This is a genomic window from Amycolatopsis silviterrae (genome assembly GCF_042684085.1).
Lineage (GTDB): Bacteria > Actinomycetota > Actinomycetes > Mycobacteriales > Pseudonocardiaceae > Amycolatopsis > Amycolatopsis silviterrae.
Genome location: NZ_JBHUKS010000030.1, coordinates 188,271 through 209,280 on the forward strand (window position 1 = coordinate 188,271; position 21,010 = coordinate 209,280).

At 68.8% G+C, this 21,010-nt stretch carries 22 protein-coding genes; 11 read left to right on the top strand and 11 right to left on the bottom strand.

Annotated features, from left to right (window positions below):
* Window position 1: 1 nt before the first annotated feature.
* From hpnH to ACFSVL_RS38075, 3 genes are all read left to right on the top strand, one after another.
* On the top strand, window positions 2–1,003 hold the full coding sequence (gene hpnH, locus ACFSVL_RS38065; RefSeq protein WP_370938363.1) for an adenosyl-hopene transferase HpnH: 1,002 nt from the start codon (window positions 2–4) through the stop codon (window positions 1,001–1,003).
* 265 nt (window positions 1,004–1,268) lie between these two features.
* Window positions 1,269–2,294 (top strand): phenylalanine--tRNA ligase subunit alpha, encoded by a 1,026-nt coding sequence (locus ACFSVL_RS38070; protein WP_378311594.1) that lies wholly within the window; start codon window positions 1,269–1,271, stop codon window positions 2,292–2,294.
* A gap of 13 nt (window positions 2,295–2,307) precedes the next feature.
* Window positions 2,308–4,095 carry a phenylalanine--tRNA ligase subunit beta-related protein gene (locus tag ACFSVL_RS38075; RefSeq protein WP_378311596.1) on the top strand — a complete coding sequence of 596 codons (1,788 nt, stop codon included), beginning with the start codon at window positions 2,308–2,310 and terminating at the stop codon, window positions 4,093–4,095.
* A 10-nt stretch (window positions 4,096–4,105) separates the two neighbouring features.
* Here the strand turns inward: ACFSVL_RS38075 and ACFSVL_RS38080 are convergent, their stop codons facing one another.
* Complete coding sequence (locus ACFSVL_RS38080) at window positions 4,106–4,528, bottom strand: PPOX class F420-dependent oxidoreductase (RefSeq protein WP_378311598.1); 423 nt, start codon at window positions 4,526–4,528, stop codon at window positions 4,106–4,108.
* Window positions 4,529–4,548: 20 nt separating this feature from the next.
* Window positions 4,549–5,733 carry an MFS transporter gene (locus ACFSVL_RS38085; RefSeq protein WP_378311599.1) on the bottom strand — a complete coding sequence of 395 codons (1,185 nt, stop codon included), beginning with the start codon at window positions 5,731–5,733 and terminating at the stop codon, window positions 4,549–4,551.
* 82 nt (window positions 5,734–5,815) lie between these two features.
* Here ACFSVL_RS38085 and ACFSVL_RS38090 point away from each other — a divergent pair, with 82 nt between their 5' ends.
* Window positions 5,816–6,754, top strand: coding sequence for a LysR family transcriptional regulator (locus ACFSVL_RS38090; RefSeq protein ID WP_378311601.1), 939 nt, complete (start codon window positions 5,816–5,818; stop codon window positions 6,752–6,754).
* 22 nt (window positions 6,755–6,776) lie between these two features.
* Here ACFSVL_RS38090 and ACFSVL_RS38095 read toward each other — a convergent pair whose 3' ends face one another.
* A complete protein-coding gene (locus ACFSVL_RS38095; protein ID WP_378311603.1) occupies window positions 6,777–7,202 on the bottom strand; it encodes an Ohr family peroxiredoxin in 426 nt (141 codons plus the stop codon).
* Window positions 7,203–7,377: 175 nt separating this feature from the next.
* On the opposite strand from ACFSVL_RS38095, the gene ACFSVL_RS38100 reads away from it, so the two are divergent.
* Window positions 7,378–7,959, top strand: coding sequence for a CGNR zinc finger domain-containing protein (locus ACFSVL_RS38100; protein WP_378311605.1), 582 nt, complete (start codon window positions 7,378–7,380; stop codon window positions 7,957–7,959).
* On the opposite strand, the gene ACFSVL_RS38105 is transcribed toward ACFSVL_RS38100, so the two are convergent.
* Window positions 7,945–8,778, bottom strand: coding sequence for a helix-turn-helix transcriptional regulator (locus ACFSVL_RS38105; protein WP_378311607.1), 834 nt, complete (start codon window positions 8,776–8,778; stop codon window positions 7,945–7,947). The two genes, ACFSVL_RS38100 and ACFSVL_RS38105, sit on opposite strands and share 15 nt — an antisense overlap.
* Window positions 8,779–8,895: 117 nt before the next feature.
* On the opposite strand from ACFSVL_RS38105, the gene ACFSVL_RS38110 reads away from it, so the two are divergent.
* From ACFSVL_RS38110 to ACFSVL_RS38120, 3 genes are all read left to right on the top strand, one after another.
* A complete protein-coding gene (locus ACFSVL_RS38110; RefSeq protein ID WP_378311608.1) occupies window positions 8,896–9,960 on the top strand; it encodes an aldo/keto reductase in 1,065 nt (354 codons plus the stop codon).
* Window positions 9,961–10,514: 554 nt separating this feature from the next.
* Entirely contained in the window at window positions 10,515–11,033 is a 519-nt protein-coding gene (locus ACFSVL_RS38115) for a lytic polysaccharide monooxygenase auxiliary activity family 9 protein (protein WP_378311610.1), read from the top strand.
* 197 nt (window positions 11,034–11,230) lie between these two features.
* Window positions 11,231–12,403, top strand: coding sequence for a glycoside hydrolase family 64 protein (locus tag ACFSVL_RS38120; RefSeq protein ID WP_378311612.1), 1,173 nt, complete (start codon window positions 11,231–11,233; stop codon window positions 12,401–12,403).
* A 41-nt stretch (window positions 12,404–12,444) separates the two neighbouring features.
* On the opposite strand, the gene ACFSVL_RS38125 is transcribed toward ACFSVL_RS38120, so the two are convergent.
* Window positions 12,445–13,572: a mandelate racemase/muconate lactonizing enzyme family protein gene (locus ACFSVL_RS38125; protein WP_378311613.1), complete on the bottom strand. Its 1,128-nt coding sequence runs from the start codon at window positions 13,570–13,572 to the stop codon at window positions 12,445–12,447.
* Window positions 13,569–14,204: a TetR/AcrR family transcriptional regulator gene (locus tag ACFSVL_RS38130; RefSeq protein ID WP_378311617.1), complete on the bottom strand. Its 636-nt coding sequence runs from the start codon at window positions 14,202–14,204 to the stop codon at window positions 13,569–13,571. The genes ACFSVL_RS38125 and ACFSVL_RS38130 overlap by 4 nt, the downstream gene beginning before the upstream one ends.
* An 83-nt stretch (window positions 14,205–14,287) precedes the next feature.
* Here ACFSVL_RS38130 and ACFSVL_RS38135 point away from each other — a divergent pair, with 83 nt between their 5' ends.
* A complete protein-coding gene (locus ACFSVL_RS38135; protein WP_378311619.1) occupies window positions 14,288–15,181 on the top strand; it encodes an NAD(P)H-binding protein in 894 nt (297 codons plus the stop codon).
* Here the strand turns inward: ACFSVL_RS38135 and ACFSVL_RS38140 are convergent, their stop codons facing one another.
* Window positions 15,182–15,913, bottom strand: a complete 732-nt coding sequence (locus tag ACFSVL_RS38140; protein ID WP_378311621.1) for a TetR/AcrR family transcriptional regulator C-terminal domain-containing protein — start codon at window positions 15,911–15,913, stop codon at window positions 15,182–15,184.
* Between the two features lie 83 nt (window positions 15,914–15,996).
* On the opposite strand from ACFSVL_RS38140, the gene ACFSVL_RS38145 reads away from it, so the two are divergent.
* The gene (locus ACFSVL_RS38145) at window positions 15,997–16,830 is read left to right on the top strand and encodes an alpha/beta fold hydrolase (protein ID WP_378311623.1); all 834 of its coding nucleotides are present in this window, start codon (window positions 15,997–15,999) and stop codon (window positions 16,828–16,830) included.
* Window positions 16,831–16,876: 46 nt separating this feature from the next.
* On the opposite strand, the gene ACFSVL_RS38150 is transcribed toward ACFSVL_RS38145, so the two are convergent.
* Complete coding sequence (locus ACFSVL_RS38150; protein ID WP_378311625.1) at window positions 16,877–17,614, bottom strand: TetR family transcriptional regulator; 738 nt, start codon at window positions 17,612–17,614, stop codon at window positions 16,877–16,879.
* 84 nt (window positions 17,615–17,698) lie between these two features.
* Between ACFSVL_RS38150 and ACFSVL_RS38155 the strand changes: the two genes are divergently transcribed.
* A complete protein-coding gene (locus ACFSVL_RS38155; RefSeq protein WP_378311627.1) occupies window positions 17,699–18,154 on the top strand; it encodes a hypothetical protein in 456 nt (151 codons plus the stop codon).
* A 549-nt stretch (window positions 18,155–18,703) separates the two neighbouring features.
* On the opposite strand, the gene ACFSVL_RS38160 is transcribed toward ACFSVL_RS38155, so the two are convergent.
* From ACFSVL_RS38160 to ACFSVL_RS38170, 3 genes are all read right to left on the bottom strand, one after another.
* A complete protein-coding gene (locus ACFSVL_RS38160) occupies window positions 18,704–19,084 on the bottom strand; it encodes a hypothetical protein (protein WP_378311629.1) in 381 nt (126 codons plus the stop codon).
* A 52-nt stretch (window positions 19,085–19,136) separates the two neighbouring features.
* On the bottom strand, window positions 19,137–20,051 hold the full coding sequence (locus tag ACFSVL_RS38165) for a hypothetical protein (protein WP_378311630.1): 915 nt from the start codon (window positions 20,049–20,051) through the stop codon (window positions 19,137–19,139).
* A gap of 67 nt (window positions 20,052–20,118) precedes the next feature.
* Complete coding sequence (locus ACFSVL_RS38170) at window positions 20,119–20,985, bottom strand: EamA family transporter (protein WP_378311631.1); 867 nt, start codon at window positions 20,983–20,985, stop codon at window positions 20,119–20,121.
* Between the last annotated feature and the right edge of the window lie 25 nt (window positions 20,986–21,010).

The following is a 21,010-nucleotide window of genomic DNA, read 5'->3' on the forward strand; positions in this document are numbered from 1 at the left end:
GATGGCCATGCCGTTGCGCCAGTCTCTTCGGCTGGGCGGTTACCTGATGAAGCAGAAGCTGCTGCGCAAGGAGAAATTCCCGCTCTTGGTCGAGCTGGAACCGCTGTTCGCGTGCAACCTCAAATGCGGCGGCTGCGGGAAGATCGCGCAGCCGCACACCTTGCTGAAACAGCGGATGCCGGTGGAGCAGGCGGTCGGGGCGATCGAGGAAAGCGGCGCGCCGATGGTGTCGATCGCGGGCGGCGAGCCGCTGATGCACCCGCAGATCGACGAGATCACCCGGCAGCTGCTCGACCGCAACAAGATCATTTTCCTCTGCACCAACGCGCTGCTGCTGCCCAAGCACATCCACAAATTCAAGCCGCACCGCAATTTCGCGTGGATGGTGCACATCGACGGTCTCGAAGAACGGCACGACGCGTCAGTCCGCAAGGAGGGCGGTTTCCAGGCGGCGGTCGACGCGATCAAGCTCGCCAAGGAAAAGGGCTTCCGGGTGATGACGAACACGACGTTCTTCACCGGGGACACCCCGCAGGACGTCATCGACGTGCTCGACTACCTCAACGACCTCGGCGTCGACAACATGCAGATCTCGCCGGGGTATGCGTACGAAAAGGCGCCGGACCAGGACCACTGGCTCGGCGTGCAGCAGACCCGGGAACTGTTCGCCAAGGCCTTCGGCGGCGGCAACCGGAAACGCTGGCGGCTCAACCATTCCCCGGTGTTCCTCGATTTCCTCGAGGGCAAACGCGACCTGGAATGCACGCCGTGGGGCATCCCGTCGTATTCGCTGCTCGGCTGGCAGCGCCCGTGCTACCTGCTGGACGACGGCTACGCGAAGACGTACCGGGAACTCATCGAAACCACCGAATGGGAGAACTTCGGCCGCGGCAAGGACCCGCGCTGCGCCAACTGCATGGCGCACTGCGGCTACGAACCGACCGCGGTGATCGCGACGCTCGGCTCGCTGAAGGAGTCCGTCCGGGCCGCCGTCGGCCACTGACCCACTGGTCGTGAGGGGAACCTTCACGGACTCAGAGTCCGTGAAGGTTCCCCTCACGGCCCTTCCGCAAGGCCGCCGGTTAAGGGGTTTGTGCTTGGCGTGGCGGGCGTGCCATGATGGCGGCATGCGTACGCAGCGATTTCTTCGCCCCCGGGGAGTGCCCGGGGGCTGCGCGTGCGCGCCGGGTTCCGCCCGCTGACCACTGCGTTTCCCCTCGCTGCCCGGGGGTGAAGTCCCGTACTTCACGATCCGAAGCGAGGAACCCGTGGACCCCCTTGACCCTGCCTCGACGCTGCGCCGGATCGCCGCGCTGACCGAGGCCGCACTCGCCGAGCTAGCCCAGGCGAACAGTCCGGCCGCAATCGCCGCGGTACGACGTTCCGCACTCGGCAAATCCAGCCCGCTCGCCGCGATACGCCGCGAACTCGGCCGCTGCGACCCGTCTTCCCGAAAGCAGCTCGGCATCGCGCTTTCCGAGGCGCACCAACGCATTACCGCACTCCTCGACGAGAAGCACACCGCCGAGCCAGCACTGGACCATCCGCTCGACCCGACCATCCCAGGCCTCGCGCCGCCCACCGCCGGACTGCATCCGGTCACGCAGCTCAGATACGACCTCGACGACGCCTTCCGCGCACTCAACTTCGAGATCGTCGAGGGTCCGGAAATCAGTTCCGCGGAAATGGAATTCGACCGGCTCAACTTCCCCGCCGACCACCCCGCGCGCGAAAGCATGGACACCTACTGGCTGGCCGACGGCCGTTGCCTGCGCCCGCATCTGACCGGCACGAGCGTCCGGCATCTGAGCACGCACGAGCCGCCGGTCCGGATCGCCTACCCCGGCCGGGTCTACCGCAACGAAAGCACCGACGCCCGGCACGAACGGGCGTTCTTCCAGTACGAGGTGCTGGTGGTGGACGAGGCCGTCCCGCTCGCGACCGCGCGGTTCCTCGTCGACACGATCCTCGGCACGGTGTTCGGCGAACCGGTGCGAACGCGCATGCGGGCCGGGTATTTCCCTTTCGTGGAGCCAGGTTTCGAGATCGACATGGCCTGCCGAGTGTGCGCCGGACGCGGCTGCCGCACCTGCGGACGGACCGGCTGGCTCGAACTGATGCCCGGCGGCAGCCCTCATCCGCACGTGCTGCGCGCGGCCGGGCTCGACCCGGCGCGGTGGTCCGGATGCTATCTGAACGTCGGCCTGGACCGGCTGGCGATGATGCGGTACGGCATCGGCGACGTCCGGCTCATGCACAGCGCCGACCTGCGCTTCCTCTCCCAATTCGCCTGAAAGGCCCGCTGCGGTGAAGATCTCCCTGGAATGGCTGACCGATTACGTCCCCCTGCCCGGCTATTCCCCTGACCGGCTGGCACACGACCTGACCTTGAAGACCGTCGAAGTCGAGGGTTACGACACCGTCGACGGCGACGTCGTCTTCGAGATCGACAACAAGTCCCTCACCAACCGCCCCGACCTCTGGGGCCACTACGGAATCGCGCGGGAGTTCTCCGTCCTCTATGGACTCCCGCTGACTCCGCTCCCCCGCGCACCTCGACCGCCTCGCGCGACCGGCCTCATCCGCTCAGCAGATCCTGACTGGCACCAACGCATTCTGGCCATCCAGTGCACAGTGGACAGTACGGTCCCGGTTCCCGCATTCGTCCGGGACCGCCTCCGCCGGATCGGCGCACCGAGCCGGGACCTGAGCGCCTACGTGATGTACGCAGTCGGGCAGCCAAGCGACCTCCGCACCGCCGGCGAATCGCTCGTGCTCGAAATACCGACGCTGATCCCCAGCCGAGCCCGCCGCAGCGCCCGGACCGAAGCCTCAGTCCGGCAAGAGAAAGGCCTCGACACCCAGCGTGCCGACCAAGCCGCCGATCTGTTCCTCCACCTCCTGACCGAGGCCGATCCGTCAGCCGTGGCCATCGGCGAGGAAGACCTCGTCCTCTCCGCCACCCACCGCGCCGAGATCGAAACCAGCCTGGCGGAGATCGAACGCCGGATCGGCCTCCGCTTGCCCGAAGCCGAAATCCTCCGCACCCTCCGCGCCCTCGGCTGCACCGCCGAGATCACCGGCGACCTGCTGCGCGTCGTCGCTCCGTCGTGGCGGTCCACCGGCGATCTCGCGCTGCCGGTGGACATCGCCGAGGAGCTGGCAAGGATCCACGGCTTCGACGCGCTCCCCGCGCGACGCCCCGTCGTCGAACTGGCCCCGCGACCGAACCGGCTCCCGCTGAGCCGCCAGGTCCGCGAGACACTGGCCGCGCGCGGCGGTGCCACCGAAGTGCTGACCTACCCGTGGTCCGCCGACCACCTGCTCGCCGCCTGCGGACTCGACGCCACCCTCACAATCGCCCATCCGCCAGCCCCCGATCGCGCCCGGCTGCGCCCGTCGCTGGTCCCGAACCTGCTCGAAGCCGCAGCCGCGAACCTGCGCTACTACGACGAGTTCAGCCTCTTCGAAGTCGGCACCGTCTTCACCGCGACCGAACGCACCTCCGCCGGAATCCTGCTGGCCGGGCCGGACGGAATCGCCCTGTTCCGCCGAGCCAAAGGACTGGCCGAACTGCTCCGCCGCCACTGCCACCTCACCGCACTGGACCTGTCCGGCACACCCGACCTGACCTGGGCGGACGAGTCGGCCCGGCTGGCGATCCACGACGGCAGCCGCCCCGTCGGCGCACTGGCCCTGGTCCGGCCGTCGATCCTCCGGGCAGCAGGGATCGACCGGGGCGCGGTCGCGTGCGTCGAACTGGACTTAGACGCACTGCGCACGCACCCGTCCCGGGAAAACCGCTACGACCCGGTCAGCGACCTGCCGGAATCGGACTTCGACCTGTCCGTCGTCGCAGCCGACACCGTCCGGTGGGCACAGGTCGCCGACACCGCGGCACAGGCCCATCCTCTGGTGCGGCGGGTGACTTATGTCGACGACTACCGGGGCGCACCGATTCCTCCCGAGCACCGGTCGCTCACCTTGCGGGTCACCCTCCGCCCGCAGTCCGCCACGTTGACGACCGGCGAAATCGCCGCGGCCCGCTCCGAAGTGCTGGCTGCACTCGAGCGGGCCGGGGCACGGTTGCGATGAGACACAAAGGTCAGCCGAGACCGGACCAGGCAATAACCTTCGAGACACTGATCCGGACCGCGGTAAACCCGCCCTGGACAAACGATTCCGCAACGTCCACAGCGGACTGATCGGGATAGTACCGCTCAGCAATCCCCATTCCGACGCGCTTGATCTCCTCGGCCTCAGCAGAAATCCGCGCCTCCCCCTCAACAGTCACAAACCCATACGGCTGCCGCTCATCACTCACGCAAACCGCCACCCGCCCGTCCCGCGCCAGGCTCTTGCCTTTGACACTCCCCGGCGACAGAGCGAACGCGAGTTCGTCACCGTCGAGGACGAAACAGATCGGGGTGACGTGCGGGCGTCCGTCGGCGCGGGTGAGGGCGAGGTGCGCGAGCCGGGTTCCCTCGGTGAGAAAGGCTCGCCATTCGCTGTCAGTCATGGTCGTCATCAGTTTTTCCTCTCAGGTGACTAACTCTGGCGTCCGCGCAGGGACCCTGCGACGGCTTGCTGTGCGGCAAAAAGCAGGAGCCCGGCGGCGACAGCGACGGCACCGAGCCATACCCGGCCGGCTTGCTCCAACAACGCCGTCCCGGTAATCGGGCCAAGAACGGCGCCAAGACTCCACGCGCTGGAAGCGACCCCCATATACCTGCTGCGCAGATCAGCCGGCGCGAGCGCGGCGAACGTAGCCCCGAACTGGACCGCAAGCCCGATCTGCCCAAGACTGAGCACGAGGATCGCGACGGCGAACCCAGCCGTGCTCTGACTCACGGCCGCCAGCCCGCCGCCCAAGCCCGCCAACAACATCGAACCGGCCAGCACCGTCCCCCGGTCGCGATGAGCCAGCACCGCGACGGCCAGTGGTTGCAGGATGACGATGGCGAATCCGTTGAGCGCGAGCACCGCACCGTACGTGGCGGCATCGAGCTGCTGCGCGGTCATCAACAGCGGCAAGGTAGCGAACGCCTGCATCAGCAACGTAAAGCAGCCGACATGAATCACCGTCATGGTGATCATCAGGCGATCAGCGAGCAAGGCTGGCAGCAAAGCGCGCCGGGAACGGCTCGATGGCGAACGGGTCTCCGGCACCGCGGTCACCACGATCAGCGCCGCAGCCAGCATCGCGACCGCGTTCAGCCAGAACAGCAGACCGTAACCACGGCTCGCCAGCACCCCGGCAACCGTTGCGGCGACGGCGTATCCGAGGTTCGCGGCCCAGTAAAGCAGGCTGTACGCCCGCGTTCGCTGCTCTGCCGGAAGGTCCGCCACCGCCGCCGATCCCGCCGGCCGGAAGAGCCCGGCGGCGAGACCGTAGCCGAGCGCGGCGGCCCAGATGACCGGTGCCGTGGCAGCCGTTCCCAAGGCAGCCAAGGCGATCGACGTGCCGAGGAACCCCAGCAGCATCGTCTTCCGCCGCCCGATCCGGTCCCCGAGCCAGCCGCCCAGCAATTGCGATCCGAAGTCTCCGATGCCCACCGCGGCGACGACCGCGCCCGCCGCCGTCGGGGTCATCCGCTGTTCCTGCGTCAGGTACAGCACCAGCATCGGCTGCACGAACGAACCGGCCCGGGCGACGAGATGGCACGCGCCAAGGGCCCACGCGAGGGCCGGCAGCCGGGTTCTCTCGCTGAGGGGTGTCGTTGCGACTGTCATGGCTTCGACGCTAAGAGCGCCGGGAGATTAAGAAAAGCGATTGTTTACGATTATATCCATCGTGATCTGCTATACATAGCTCATGGCCGACCTCGACCTGCGGCAGCTGACGACGATGATCGCGATCGCCGAGGAGGGAACGTTCTCCCGCGCGGCGACCCGGCTCGGCTACACGCAGTCGAGCGTGAGCCAGCACATCGCGGCGCTGGAGCGGGCGCTCGGCGGCTCGGTCTTCGACCGGCCGGGCGGGCCTCGGCCGGTGCGGATCACGCCCCTCGGCGCGGTGGTGCTCGAGCACGGCCGGGAGGTGCTGGCGAAAGCCGAAGCGCTGGGCCAGGCGGTCGACCGGTTCAAAGCCGGCGACGGCCGCATCGACGTCGGCACCCTGCAGAGCGTTTCGCACGCGATCCTGCCGACCGTGCTGCGCCGCCTCCGGGAAGAGCACCCCCGCTGCGAAATCCGGCTCTCCGAAGCGGAACCGGACGACGCCCGGCTCGGCGATCTGGACCTGCTGTTCTACGACGGCCTGATCGCCGACGAAACGGAACACGTCCTGCTGATGGAGGACCCGTACCTAGTGGTGGCTCCCCCGGGAGACTTCCCGCCCAGCCCGGTGCCCGCACGGGAACTGGACGGCAAGGCGATGGTGGCCTGGCCGTCCACCTGCGATCAGCCCCGGCTGGAAAAGTCGCTCGCGGACGCGGGCGCCCGGCCGCGCATCGTGTTCCGCTCCGCCGGGAACGAAACGATCCTGTCGATGGTGCGCGCCGGGATGGGCCTCGCGGTGCTGCCGTGGATGGCGATCCACCAGGTCGTCTGCCGCGACTGCGGCGCGATCCACGGCCCGGAGGGATGGCCGGATCTGCAGGTCCGCGAACTCGATCCGGCCCCGGCGCGCGCGATCTGCCTGCACTGGCCGCCCGGACGGCGCGGCCAGTCCCCGCTCGCGGCGCGCACCGTCGAGATCGCCGTCGAAGTCGCGCGCGAGCTGGCCCGGCAGGCTCCGTCCGCCCGGGCCTGACCCGCCTGCCGGACACTCCCGGTCAGGCGACCGTCGCGTCCACCGTCACCTCGATGCTGCCGCCCAGCGCCTTCGAATACGGGCAGGTCTGGTGCGCGGCCGCGGCCAGCGTGTCGGCGGTTTCCTGATCGATCCCGGTCAGCTCCAGGTGCAGCGCGGCGCTGAGCCAGAAGTTCGCCTCGTCGTGATGAAGCGTCACGTCCGCGACCACCGCCAGGTCCGCCAGCTTCACTTTCCGCTGCGCCGCGGCGATCCGGACCGCACCCATGAAACAGGACGACCAGCCGGCCGCGAGCAGCTGTTCCGGGTTGGTCGCGCCGCCGTTGCCGCCCAGCTCCTTCGGAACGGCGAACTTCAGGTCGAGCGCGCCGTCGGACGAAACCGCGCGTCCGCCGTTGCGGCCCTCGCCGGTGGTGGTGACGACGGCGGTGTAGGTGGTTTCAGACATGACTTTCCTTTCCAGGGGTTTTCCGAAGCCGCCGGTCTCGGCGACCAGCAAACCTTCGCACGGTCATTCGTCACCGGTCAAGATGGTTATGTATTTGTGTGACCGCGAACTCATAACCCCCTTGGGCGGTTATGGTTCCTTGTGTCGTGATTCATCACCTGCCAGACTGGTGCGCATGGAGCACGCCTTCCCCTGCGGCAACCCGGCGCTGGACTTCGTCGGCACGCTGCGCGCCCGCCGCAACGACGAGCCGGCCGAGATGCTGGGTTCGCCGCGCAGCCTGGACGCCTGGTTCCGGGAGTCGGGCGTCACCGGCGCCGATCCGGGGAGCACCGCCGCCGACCTGGCCGGGGCGATCGCGGTCCGGGAGGCGATCTACGCGCTGGTCGCGGCCCGGCTCGTCGGCCAGGAGTACGACCCGGAGGCGCTGACGCTGGTCAACGAGGCGGCCGCGCAGCCCGACGCGGTCCCGCAGCTGAGCCCGACCGGACGGCACGTGCACGCGACGGCGGCGCAGGCGTTGTCGACGGTGGCGCGGGTCGCGGTGACGATCCTGGGCGGTCCGGACGCCGATCTGCTGAAGGAATGCGGACGGCCGGAATGCACACAGGTTTACCTGGACCATTCACGCGGGTCGCGGCGCGAATGGTGCGCGATGGCGACCTGCGGAAACAAAATGAAAGCCGCGGCTTACCGGGCGCGGCAGCGGGGAAACCCGCCGCTCACTCCGTCGAGGCAGTCCTCACTGGGCGAATAACCGGTCCAGCGCCGCCCGGCTCGCGTCGTCCGCCGCGCGGTAGATCAGCACCCGCTGGTCCGGATTCTCGATCGGGGCAAGCACTTCGAACCGCACTGCCAGCTCGCCGGCCACCGGATGCCGCAGCACTTTCCGGCCCCGGCCGTTCACCGCGACGTCCCGTTCCGCCCACCAGCGCGCGAAATCCTGATCCGCATCAAGGAATTCCTCGATGAGATCACTCAGCGCCGCATCGTCAGGATGCGTCGCCCACGCCGCACGCAGATGCGCGATCCCTTGCCGGACAACGGTTTCCCGGTCCGCGTAGAACTTCTGCAGTTCCGGATGACGCAGGCACAGCCACATCGCGTTGCGCTGCGCGGGCGGCAGGGCCTCGAAATCCACCAGCAGTCGCGTCATTTCGCGGTTCCACGCGAGAATGTCGTAGCGGTGGTTCAGCAGCATCGCCGGGAGCGGCGCAAGCTCGGCGATCAGCTCGGCCAGCGGTTCCGCCGCGACGGCAGCGGGTTTGTCCGCCTCGCGAGGCTGCTGCTGAGCCAATCCGTACAGATACGTCCGCTCGCCCGGGCTCAAGCGCAGCGCTCCGGCCAGCGCCTCCACTACGTCCGCCGACGGACGCAGCCCGCGCGCCTGCTCCAGCCGCACGATGTAGTCGATGCTGACCCCGGCCAGCTCGGCGACCTCTTCGCGGCGCAACCCGGGCGTCCGCCGGGCCCGGCGACGAGCGGGAAGCCCGAACTCGTCCGGGTCCAAGCGCTCGCGGCTGGTCCGCAGGAACGCGGCCAGCTCCTCGGTCCGGTCCACCGCTCTGGTCATCACCGCCGACTCTACCCCAAGGGTAGGACTCGCTTTCCCAGGCAATTCCTTCCCTTATTACCGGCGCGCGACGGGAACAGGCTGGTCAGCGGCACTGGATCACGAGCACAGGAGGACCCCATGCCGCTCACCCTCGACACCTACCGGCTGCTGGGCCGTTCCGGGCTGCGCGTCTCGCCGCTGGCGCTCGGCACCGCGACCTTCGGCACCGAATGGGGCTGGGGCGTGGCCGAGGAGGGCGCGCGCCGGCTGTTCGACCGCTACGTCGAACGCGGCGGCAACTTCGTCGACACCGCCCCCACCTACACCGACGGCACCGCCGAGCGCATGCTCGGCAAGTTCACCCGCGGCAACCGCGAAAGCCTTGTCCTGGCGACGAAGTACACGACCCTGCGCCGCCCCGGCGACCCGAACTCCGGCGGCCCGCACCGCAAGAACCTGTTCGCGTCGGTGGAGGCCAGCCTGCGCCGGCTCGGCACCGACTACCTCGACCTGCTCTACCTGCACGTCTGGGACTTCACGACGCCGGTCGAGGAGATCCTGCGCGGCATGGACGACCTCGTCCGCCAGGGCAAGATCCACTACGTCGCGATCTCCACCGCCCCCGCCTGGCAGATCTCGCGGATGCAGGCGATCGCCGACCTGCGCGGATGGTCGCCGCTGGTCGCGCTGCAGGTCGAGTACAACCTCGTCGAGCGCACCGGGGAACGCGACCTGCTCCCGATGGCCCGCGAGCTTGGCCTGGGCGTGGTCCCCTTCTCGCCGCTGGCCGGCGGCGTCCTGACCGGCAAGTACACCCGCGCCGACCTGGTCCCGGCCGAGCCCGCTCCCGGCGAGAGCACACGCAAGAGCTTCAACCTCGCCATCGGCGCGGTCACCGAACGCGGCATCGGCATCGCGGAGGTCTTGACGGAGGTCGCCAAGGAGATCGGCTGCACGCCCGCCCAGGCCGGGCTGGCCTGGACGCTGCGGAACCCCGCCGTGACCGCGCCGATCATCGGCGCGCGCACGCCGGAGCAGCTGGAAGACAACCTCGGTGCGCTGTCGGTCGAGTTCACCGAGGCGCAGCTGGCCCGGCTCGCCAAGGCGAGCGCGTTCCAGCTCGGCCTGCCGCACGAGGCGCTCGCCAGCGACCACCTCCGGAGGACGACCCGGGGCGAGATGGAGATCGAAGCCCGGCGCTGACCTTCCTTTCCCCGGCAGCCCCTGTCGCCCGGACCCGATAGGGGCTGCCGAAATGCCGCCGTCGCGAATACGGAACCGGTTCAGTCTCCGCGAACACCCCAACCTTCCAGTGCACCATTTCCGGTCGAATCCGTTCAACCCGCCGGAAGTCGGGGATTTCGGAAGCCGGGCAGAATCGCTGCACCAGACCGCCCCGCCGCGCCGCTTTCCTTGCGCCCGCGCATCTTCGCACTATCCACAGTAGACAGTCCAGATCGGACGGAATCACGCTGCGTGGCCGCAATCCGCGCACTCGCCACCCGTCCGGCGCAGCGGCGGGCACCGCTCCGGCAAGCGCCACAAGAGACAAACCCCTTGCCTGACAACGTTGACGGATAACCCTCTGTCCCCCTTTCTTTGCCAGCTGTTGACCTTCCGCGCGCTCCGGGCGTATGGTCTAGACCAAGAAGCCCACCCCTTCGCTCCGCACCTTCCGCGGGCCGGCTCCCGGAAAGCCGGTGCGTCGCTTTGTCGTATCCGCGAAAGGAAACGAGCATTCCCCGAAGGAGCAGCCCATGAAAGCGAACCGGAAACTCGTCGCCGCGGCCGTCGGCACGGCGATCGCCCCGGTGCTCGTGCTGATCAGCCCCGCGGGCATCGCCAGCGCGCACGGGTACGTGAACGCACCGGCGAGCCGGCAGGCCCAGTGCGCGAAGGGCGTCGTGTCCTGCGGCCAGATCAAGTACGAGCCGCAGAGCGTCGAAGGGCCGAAGGGGCTGCACAGCTGCAACGGCGGCAACGCGCAGTTCGCCGAACTCAACGACAACAACAAGGGCTGGAAGGTCACGCCGACCGGCTCGTCGGTGCAGTTCACCTGGACGTTCACCGCCCGGCACCGCACTTCGACTTACGAGTACTGGATCGGCAACGAGAAGATCGCCACGGTGAACGGCAATGGCCAGCAGCCGCCGGCGACGGTCACCCACAACGTGGACCTCAAGGGGCACACCGGAAGGCAGACGGTGCTCGCCGTCTGGAACATCGCGGACACCTCGAACGCCTTCTACGCCTGCGTCGACCTGCAGGTCGGCTGACCCGCACAGTCCACATCAGACACTGAGGCACGGGCCGTGGCGGCGGCCCGTGCCTCAGTGCGCTTCCAGGACTTTTTCCGGCCGTTTCCGGGAATGACAAAACCAGCCAGTTTCCCGTGCATTCGTTGACCCCGTCTCCGGGCCGTGACTAGCGTGCCGGTCACCGGAAAGGGCACGACTCCAGGAGGCGGTTTTCCTTGATTTCCCGGCGGGCTTTCCTCGGCGCATCCGCGGCGGCCGCGACATTTCCACTCTGGAACTCCGCGTTCGCCTCCGCGACCACCCCGGACACCGCGAAGGTCGCTTTCGTCGACCGATCCGGTGCGGGCCAGGCGTACGCGTACATCACCGGAACTACGCTGGACAACCGGCTCATCGTCCTGAAAGCCGATGGCACGCCTTATTATCCGCCATCCCCGGGCAGCGACCACACCCCGCTCGGCGAGGACTGCGCGATCCCGCTGAAGTCGCTTTCCCAGGTCACCGTCCCTAAAATGTACGCGGCCCGGATCTATGTCGCGCTCGACAGCAAGCTCGATTTCTTCGTCAACCAGGGACCGGCGCTCGCGCACCCCAGCTTCCTCAACGCCGACGACCCGAATTACGGCAAGAACTGGTCGTTCTGCGAATTCACCTTCAACAACGACGTGCTGTTCGCCAACATCAGCTACGTCGATTTCGTCGCGATCCCGATCGGCCTGCACCTCACCACGACAGGCTCCGGCGACCAGACCGTACCCGGCCTGCCCGCCCGCTCGCTCGACCCGATCTGCGACGCGCTCAACGCACAGGGCGGCAAGTGGGGCAGCCTGATCGAAACCGGCGGCGACGGGAAACCCTTGCGCGCGCTGTCCGCGCACTACCGCGCCGACCAGTTCGGCGGATACCTCGACGGCTACATCGACGAGGTATGGAAGAAATACGCCAGCGAGACGCTCACCGTCGACACCCAGGTCCCCGGCCTCGGCGCGTTCACCGGCAAGGTCGGCGCGGACGGCGTGCTCGCCTTCGACAACGGCGAACGATTCGACAAGCCCGCCACGCCGGACGTGTGGAGTTGCGACAGCGGGCCGTTCGCCATCAAACAAGGCGACAGCGACGCGCGCAAGGCGATCATTCCCCGGCTGGCGGCGGCGCTGAACCGCACCACGTTGCGCGACAATCCGAAACAGCCGACCGGCGAGGACCCCGCGAAGTTCTACCAGAACGCGGAAACCAACCACTACGCGCGGATCGTGCACAGCAAACTGCCGGACAACCGGGGCTACGCGTTCCCGTACGACGACGTCTCCCCCGGCCCCGATTTCAGCGGCGCGGTGCAGGCAGGCGACCCGGACACGCTCACCATCACGGTGAACGCCTTGCGCTGAACCGATGACGGTGCCGCGGTCCTTTTCGGACCGCGGCGCCGTCATCCGGTGAGATCGCCTTCCCGCTCGTTTTTCGCCGCGTAGAACGCCAGCTTCTCCTCGTCCACGTCCACCCCGAGCCCCGGCCCGGTGGGCACCCGCAGCCGACCGCCGGAAAGCTGCAGCGGTGCCACAATGTCGTCCGCGTGCAGGTAATACATGCTGTCGATCGCGCGCGAAAGCACCGGCGTGCTCGCCACCACCGCGAGATGCGCGGCAGTGGCGATGCCGAGTTCGCCGCCGCTGTGCAGATTCATCCCGAGCCCGAACGTCTCGCAATGCGCGGCAAGCGCCTTCGTCGCCGCGATACCGCCCCATTTGTAGACGTCACCGTGGATCACGTCCACCGCGCCGAGCCGCACCGCCGGGGCGAACTCCTCGAACCGGACCACACACATGTTGGTGCATAACGGAATCCGCACCTTCGCGCGCACCTGGCTCATTCCCTCGATGCCCGCGCACGGGTCTTCGAGATACTCGAGATCCAGCTCCTCCAACGCGATTCCGGCGCGAATCGAATCCGGCACCGACCACGCGGCATTGGGATCGACCCGCAACTCGACGTCCGGCAGCGCGCTCCGCAGCTCGCGGAGAATCCGGACATCGCCGCGCACATCCCGGGTGCCTTTCAGCTTCACCGCCGAAAAGCCGCCCTCGGCAACCACTCTCGCCGCGTGTTCGGCCAACCCCTGCGCGAGTTCCGCGCCTTCCGCACCAGGCGCGTCAGCACGCGTGATCAACGCGGTAATCGGCACCTCATTCCGCACCGCCCCGCCGAGCAGATCAGTGACCGACTGCCCGGTGACCCGGCCGATCAAGTCCCAGCACGCCACGTCCAGCCCGGCCAGCGCGGCATAACCCAGATAGCCGTGGAAAAACGGCACCATGTGGTGGCGGCGATGGAACGCTTCGAGCGCGAACGGGCTGGTCCCGATCATTTCCGCGCCCAGTTTCCGGGTCAGCTCCGCGACCGGGCGGCCCCACATCGTCTCGCCCCAGCCCTCGGCGCCGGTGTCCGTGCGCAGCCGCACCACGGTGCGGGTTTCGCCGGTCTTGGTCTCGAACGAACTGGTGAACGGATTCGTCAGCGGCAGATTCACGACCCACACGTCGACCTCGGTGATCTTCACGCCCGTTGCCCCAGCTCCGCCGAAACGACCCGCCGAATCGGTTCCAGATCCACGTTTTCCACCGCGGCCTCGGCCCCCGGCAGATCCTCGATCGCCGGTTCCGCCTTCAGCAGCACCCGGAACACCCGCGGCAGCACAGTCCGCCCCACCAGATCCTCGGCAAGCGCCGTCGCCACCGGACGGTCCATTTTGTACTGTGCGGCGAGATAGTCGGCAAGCCGCGTATACATCACCTCGAACATCGCCTCGTAGTACGCCTTCGCGCTGTCCGGCAATCTTTCCGCGGCCGAGATGCAGAGCCGGCACGTCCGCGCCTGTGGCTCCCAGGTCAGCAGTTGCTGAAACCGGCCGCAGAAGAGCGCGACCGCCTCGACCGGGTCGGCCGCGTACGCGTCCGGGGTCATGAGCTTGCCCAGGTACAGCTCACGCACAAGGTCGAGCACCGCGAGGAAGAGCTTGTCCTTGCTCTCGAAATGCGCGTACAGCGACCGCTTCGACGTCCCCGCCCCGGCCGCGACCGCATCCATCGACGCGCGCTCGAACCCGGTCTCGAGGAACACGTTCTTCGCCGCCAGCAGGATGTGCTTGCGCAGCTCCGCACCCCGCAGCTGCGAACCGCCTTCACGCGCCATCGGCCTTGCCTCCGCCAAAAGTAAACGGTACGGTGGAGTTTACTTCCTCCTCCACCTCTTCGACAGTCTCCTGGAGTGCCCGCATGATCGTCGTCACCGCCCCCACCGGGAACATCGGCAGCCGCGTCCTCGCCGACATCGCCGACGGCTCGCGCCCCGTCCGCGCGATCGTCCGCGACCCCGCGAAAATCCCCGCCGACCTGCGCGAACGATGCGAAGTAGTCCCCGGCTCGCACAGCGACCCCACCGTGCTCGCCCGCGCCTTCGACGGCGCGGACACCGTGTTCTGGCTCGTCCCGCCCGACCCGCGGGCCGCGAGCGTCGACGAGGCCTACTCGGGTTTCGCCCGCCCCGCCGTCGAAGCAATCCGCACCCACGGCGTCCGGCGGGTCGTGTCAGTCAGCGCACTCGGCCGCGGCACCGCCTCCGCCGAGCGGGCCGGGCACGTCACCGCGACGCTGGCCATGGACGACCTGATCGCCGACACCGGCGTCGCCTTCCGCGCGCTGGCGAATCCGACCTTTATGGACAATCTGCTGCGCCAGACCGCGGTACTGAAAGAACAAGGCGCGTTCTACGACATCCTGCCGCCGGACTACGCCGCGCCGACCGCCTGCACGCGCGACATCGCCGCGGTCGCCGCCCGGCTGCTGGTCGATCCTTTGTGGACCGGCCGGGAAGACGTCCCGGTGCTCGGCCCGGAAGACCTGACGCCGAACGAGGAGGCCGCCATCCTCAGCGACGTACTGGGAACTTCAGTTAAATACCAGCAAGTCCCGGTCTCGACTCTGGGCGCGCAGGTCCTCGCGCACGGCCATTCCGAGGCGATGGCACAGTCCATGATGGACATGATGACCGCGAAGCTGAACCACCTGGACGAGGACGTCGTCCGCACGCCGCAGCACGCCGTCGAAACCCCGACCACTTTCCGGCAGTGGTGCGAGGAAGTCCTCAAGCCGGCCGTGGACCAGGCCTGATCATCGGCCGCCGTGCGCGAGCCCGGCCAAAATGTGGTCTAGTCCGCGCCGGAAGGCTCGTTCGTAGCGATCATCGGCATGCGGCGTTTCCGCTTCGACCATGATCCGGCTCAAATGCGGATAGTCGCCGCTGCCGATGATCCGCTCCCCGTATTGTGCTTGCGCCGCCAGCCAAGTCGGCATGTCCACTCCGGACCGTCGAGCTGTCTCTTTCTCGGCCAGCTCGTCGAGGACGTGGCCGCGGACGAAGGTCAGCAGAGTGCCGACCTGGGCCAGCACCTCGTCGGCGGCCAAGCCCAGTACGTCGACCGTCGCGTAAGCCGCGTCCAGCCACGCCAAGCTGTTCGGCCCCAACGCCGGACGAGTCGCCGGCAACGCGGCCAGCCACGGGTGCCGCACCACCAAGGCACGGTATTCGCCGGCGACCGCCCGCAGATCCGCCTGCCAGTCCCCGCTCGGCGCGGGTGGCTCGCGTTCCCCGAAGGCGGCGTCGATCATCAAGTCGAACAGTTCGTCCTTGGTGGCGATGTAGCGGTACAACGTGGTCGTGCCGGTGCCCATCTCGCCGGCGACCCGGCGCAGGGACACGGCTTCAAGCCCTTCGGCGTCGGCGACGCGGACGGCCGCCGCCGCGAGGTCCGCCCGGCTGTGCGCCGGACGCGGCCCCCGGGACCCGCGTTCCGGCCGCAGCCAAATCGGCGGGCGGACCTCCGGCGTTGCGTCGTCAACCATGGAACACATTATTGCGAACACCGTACGCGGTTAGCTACCGTGGTCTTTATGCGAACACTGTGCCCGGGTAACCGGGAACCCCGATGACCGAGTACCGCACCGCGTCGACCAGGTCCGCCGACGGGACCACTCTCGGATACCGCATGCTGGGCAACGGCCCGGCGGTGCTGCTGATGCACGGGGGCATGCAGGCGGCGCAGCACCTGATGAAACTCGCCGCCGCCCTGTCGACCGAGTTCACCGTCTGCGTACCCGACCGGCGCGGGCGCGGACTCAGCGGACCACACGGTGCCGACTACGGAATCGCGCGGGAGACGGAAGACCTGCGCGCGCTGGTCGAAGAAACCGGAGCGTCGCGGGTTTTCGGCCTCAGCTCAGGCGCGCTGGTCACGCTGCGAAGCGCACTTTCCACCCCCGGCATCAACGCGATCGCGCTCTACGAGCCGCCGCTGTCGGTCAACGGCTCGGTGCCGTTGGACTGGGTGCCGCGCTTCGAACGGGAAATCGCCAGCAGCAAGATCTCCTCCGCACTCGCCACTGCCTTGAAGGGATTGCGGATCGAGCCAGCATTCGCCCGAATCCCGCGGCTCGCCCTAGTGCCGCTCATGACAATCGGCGCACGCCTGCAACGCAACGCTGACGTACCGATCCCCGCCCTCGTCCCGACCCTGCGCTTCGACGTGCAACTGGTCGAAGAACTGGCCGACACCGCACCGGATTACGCGAACCTCAAGCCGCGGGTCCTCCCGCTAGGCGGCACCACAAGCCCCGCCTACCTCCGGACCGCACTAGACGAACTCTCCACCACAATCCCGCACGCACGCCGGATCACCTTCTCCGGCCTAGGCCACTCCGGCCCAGACGACGGCGACCCGCCCCGCGTCGCCAAGACCCTGCGCACGTTCTTCTTGGACTGACCTCAATGGCACTCAGTGCACTTCCCTTGCCGACCGGCAAGGGCGGTCACCCGGCCCCGTCCTGCCGGAGCGCGGCTCCGATCCGGTTCACCACCTCGTGCAACGGCGTCTCCGTGCTGAGCACCGCGACCACCGTGCCCGTCCCCCGCCGGCCCGGCGGTTTCCCGTCCGGCGTCCGGAACGCGTCCGCGACCAGGGTGAACGCCTCCGTCGCCGCGGCCGCGATGTCGTCCTGGCCGCCGCTGCGCAGCCAGCGCCGCAGCACGTGGTTGTTGGCCGCCGCGATCGCCGCCGCGGCCACCGCCGCCCGGAGAGTCGCCGCCTCGTCGCCGGCCGCCGCGAACCGGTCCTGCAGGTAGCGGGCGAGGACGCGCTGGTACCGGTCGACCGTCGCGACTTCCTTGTCCCGCAACGAGGGCACCGTGCGGGTGAGGGAAAACCGCTTGAGCGAGACGTCCAGCTCCGCCGCGTAGGACTGGAGCACCAGCGACACCGCCGCCGTGGCCACCTCGACCGGGTCGCGCGCCGGGTCGGCGGCCTCGAAGACCTGCTCCATCTCGGCGACGATCTCGTCGTGATTGGCGAAGAGGACGTCGTCCTTGCTGTCGAAGTACCGGAAAAACGTGCGCCGCCCGACCCCCGCCGCCGCGGCGATGTCGTCGATGGTCGTCGCCTCGTACCCGTTGGCCGCGAAGAGATCCACCGCCGCCGTAGCGAGCGCGCGCCGCAACTGCCGCCGCCCGGCGGGCGTGGCCCCGACCCGGGTGCGCGGCGTCTCCGTCATCCCCGAACGGTAGCAGCCGGGTTGCTAGTGGCACTGAGTGCCGTTAGCATGGTCACGCACCCCTGCGAGCGGAAGGCGTCGACGATGACACTCGACCAGCAACTGCGGCCCGACCACCACACCGCCCAAGACCCGGCGGACGCTTACTACGGCGGGGTGTTCGGCTGGTCGACCCGGAGGCAGGGCGCGCGCCTGTTCCTGGCCTTGGAAAACGGCCTGTGCGCCGTCACGCTGCCGAAACTCACCTCGGCTCCCGTGCGCACCCACCTGGCCGCGCTAGGCTGCGAAGGCCCCTCCCTGATCCTCCCCACCCAACACGGCCCACGCCTGGCAATCCTCGCCGAAACCGACGGCGAACTCCTCCTGCGCGGCACCCTCCCGCCCGACGTAACCGTCCTGGACAGCGGCGCGCTCCTGCCCCTGCCCATCGGACAGCAGGCACCCGGCATGGGCCCGGAATGGGAGACCGCCCCCGACCCGAGGCACCGCTGGCTGCCGAGCGTGAGCGCCGTGCTGGCCGGAGTGCGCCAGCGCCCCTGACCCAGGCCGCCCCCGCCGCTCGCCGTGAAGGACTCCTTCACGGACTTAGATTCCCTCAAGGGGTCCTTCACGGACATCGTTTCCGTGAGGGCCACCTTCACAGCCCCTGATTCCCTCGGGGTTCCCCTCACAGCCATCGCTTCCGTGAGAGCCACCCTGACGGACTCCGCTTCCCCAGGATTCCCCTAACCGACACCACTTCCGTGAGGGCCACCCTCACGCCCCCAGATTCCCTCAGGGTTCCCCTCACGGACCTGAATTTCCGCGAAGACTTCCTTCCCGAACCACCCCACTCCACGCACCCAATGCCACTTTGGGACGCAAGCCCCACCCCACCAAAACCGCCGCCAACGCACCCAGCCCGCATCAGGGCACCCACACCCCCCGCACCCCGATACGAAGCCAAAAACACGGGCGGCGGGTGCTTGTCAAGGCATCTTTCCCGCCTTGACAAGCACCCGCCNCCCCCGCCGCCCGTAGTCACAATCAAGCTTCGGGGTGGTGGCCCCAAAGAACCGAGCCAAAACAAACCGCCGCCGGCAAGCCCCTTCAAGAAACAGAAACCCCCACCGCTTCCCCCACCACAGCAGAAGCCTCCCCCACCATCCCGTCCACCTCAGACACCAGCACATCAATCTCCCCCCACCACCGCGAATCCCGCCGGGCATCCGGAATCAACGCCGTCCCCACCAGCAACAGCAACGTGTCAATCTCATAAACCCGATCAGCCAGCCGCAACAACGGCACCGGATCCCCGCCGGAATTCCCGGCCGCCCACCGGCAAGCCGCATGCCCCAGCCCCCGGCACACCGTCCGCAGCCGCTCCCGCACCGCGTCCGCCCGAGGATCCGCTCGCGGACCGCCGGTCCGGATATTCCACGCCACCGAAAGCAAGCAGCGCCCGGCATCGTCCATCGAGGTGTTCGTCACCGGGCGAGTCTGGAAGCACCCTCCCCGCCGCGGGTGACCCGACACGCACGGCTCACCGCATCGAGTGAAGCAACCGCACGGTCGCGTCGAGCGGCAGCCGATCGTCCGCCGCCCGCGCGAGAAAGTCCTTGATCCACTGGCCGTCCGGCGTCAGCGAATCCACGTCGTTGACCTCCGCGCTCGCCGCCTCCAGCGTGCCCAGCCCGGCGTGATGGTGCGCGTCGCGAACCGCGTTCCGCAGCACCGCCAGCTCCGCCGGCGACGGCCCGCGTTTCTCCGTCCGCAACCGCTCGACAATCCGAAGCACCTGCGGCGAATGCGCCGCCAGCGCCTGCCGACCGGCGAACGACGCCACCATCCTCGGCGTCGCACGTGTCTCGGCCGGGGGCGGAGGCACCTCGACCGCTTCCCCCACCACCTTCAGGCTCTCCAGCGCAGCAGCACGCCGCCGTTCACTCTCGCGCACGCGCGCGAGCGGATCCTTCCGCCGTGACGCCGCGATCGAACGAGCCTCGGCCCGTGCCTGTTGTCCCGTTTCAGTGAGCCGCGAGCGCCGCTGATACGTGCCCTCGTCGGCGGCCTGCTTGCGCCGGTTCGCGAGCCAGGCCTCGAACGTCTGCCCCTGCCGCGGCGGCTCGCGCACCTCCGTCATCGCGGCGTCGGACTCGTCGGCGAACCAGCCCTTCATCCGCGAGCGCAGGAAGTCGCCCGGTTTCTCGCCGGACCGGCGCGGCCGCTGGCGCGTCCCGTCCGGCAGCGCGCTCATCGCGATCAGCAGCGCGTCCGGGCAGTAGCCGTGGGAGTACCAGAATTCCAGCTGCCGCTCGACGTCGTCGCGCTCCTCCCGGGTCAGCCGCTCGGAGACCCAGCCCATGCGGCGGACCAGCACGCCGGTGGACTGCGCGCGTTCGCGCGCGTCGGCGGGCACGACCGTCGACGGCCATTCTTGATCCGCGATCCGCACCACGCCACACCTCCTCACCGCGACACCCAGCACCACCAGCGACGCCTACGTTATCCCGCCGCACCGACAATTACCGCGCCCGCCGCAGCACGGCCACCGTGTTCGCCGCCACGATCACCCCGATCGCGGCCCAGGCGATCGCGTCCAGCCGCTGGTCCAGCACCACGAGCCCGGCCAGCGCGGCCATCACCGGGTTGACGCTCATGAACGCCCCGAAGAACTGCGCCGGAACCCGCCGCAGCGCCATCAGGTCGACGAGGAACGGTACCGCCGACGCCAGCAGACCGGCCGTGACCGACGCCGCCAGGGCCCCGAGCGTCGGCGGATGGTGCAGCATCGCGATCACCCCGATCGGCACGTACAGCAGACCGGACACCCCGGCCGCGGCCGCCGAACCCGCCGCGCCGGGCACGCGCCGCCCGACAGTCCGGTTCAGCAGGATGTAGCAGGCCCAGCACACCGCGGCGACCAGCGCGAACCCGATCCCGAGATAGTCGGTGGTCGGCTGCGGCCGCATCAGGACGCCCACCGCGCACGCCGCGGCCACCGCACACGCCAGGTCTATCCGACGGCGCGAACCGGCCAGCGCGATCGCCAGCGGGCCGAGGAATTCGAGCGTCACGGCCAGTCCGAGGCCGATCCGGTCGATCGCCGTGTACAAGCACAGATTCACCGTCGCGAACACCGCGGCCAGGCCCAGCACCGGCCACCACTGCCGCGCGGTGAACGTGCGCAGCCGCGGCCGTCCGATCGCCAGCAGCACCACCGCCGCCACCCACTGCCGGACCGCCACCACGCCCGGCGGGCCGAGCACCGGGAACGCGAGCGCCGCCGTCGCCGCGCCGGCCTGGTTGGAGAGCGCGCTGCCGAGCAGCATCGCGGCACCGGTCGCCCGGGCCTTGTCGCGCGTTCGCGGAGCCAGTTCCGTAGTCGCCATGCGGTGCAGCATGGGGCCGCCGGAT

Coding starts and splice junctions, on each gene's coding strand:
- hpnH (WP_370938363.1), top strand. CDS start 2: ATGGCCATGCCGTTGCGCCAGTCTCTTCGGCTGGGCGGTTACCTGATG.
- ACFSVL_RS38080 (WP_378311598.1), bottom strand. CDS start 4,528: ATGACGACCATGACTGACAGCGAATGGCGAGCCTTTCTCACCGAGGGA.
- ACFSVL_RS38085 (WP_378311599.1), bottom strand. CDS start 5,733: ATGACAGTCGCAACGACACCCCTCAGCGAGAGAACCCGGCTGCCGGCC.
- ACFSVL_RS38090 (WP_378311601.1), top strand. CDS start 5,816: ATGGCCGACCTCGACCTGCGGCAGCTGACGACGATGATCGCGATCGCC.
- ACFSVL_RS38095 (WP_378311603.1), bottom strand. CDS start 7,202: ATGTCTGAAACCACCTACACCGCCGTCGTCACCACCACCGGCGAGGGC.
- ACFSVL_RS38100 (WP_378311605.1), top strand. CDS start 7,378: ATGGAGCACGCCTTCCCCTGCGGCAACCCGGCGCTGGACTTCGTCGGC.
- ACFSVL_RS38110 (WP_378311608.1), top strand. CDS start 8,896: ATGCCGCTCACCCTCGACACCTACCGGCTGCTGGGCCGTTCCGGGCTG.
- ACFSVL_RS38115 (WP_378311610.1), top strand. CDS start 10,515: ATGAAAGCGAACCGGAAACTCGTCGCCGCGGCCGTCGGCACGGCGATC.
- ACFSVL_RS38130 (WP_378311617.1), bottom strand. CDS start 14,204: ATGGCGCGTGAAGGCGGTTCGCAGCTGCGGGGTGCGGAGCTGCGCAAG.
- ACFSVL_RS38135 (WP_378311619.1), top strand. CDS start 14,288: ATGATCGTCGTCACCGCCCCCACCGGGAACATCGGCAGCCGCGTCCTC.
- ACFSVL_RS38140 (WP_378311621.1), bottom strand. CDS start 15,913: ATGGTTGACGACGCAACGCCGGAGGTCCGCCCGCCGATTTGGCTGCGG.
- ACFSVL_RS38145 (WP_378311623.1), top strand. CDS start 15,997: ATGACCGAGTACCGCACCGCGTCGACCAGGTCCGCCGACGGGACCACT.
- ACFSVL_RS38150 (WP_378311625.1), bottom strand. CDS start 17,614: ATGACGGAGACGCCGCGCACCCGGGTCGGGGCCACGCCCGCCGGGCGG.
- ACFSVL_RS38155 (WP_378311627.1), top strand. CDS start 17,699: ATGACACTCGACCAGCAACTGCGGCCCGACCACCACACCGCCCAAGAC.
- ACFSVL_RS38170 (WP_378311631.1), bottom strand. CDS start 20,985: ATGGCGACTACGGAACTGGCTCCGCGAACGCGCGACAAGGCCCGGGCG.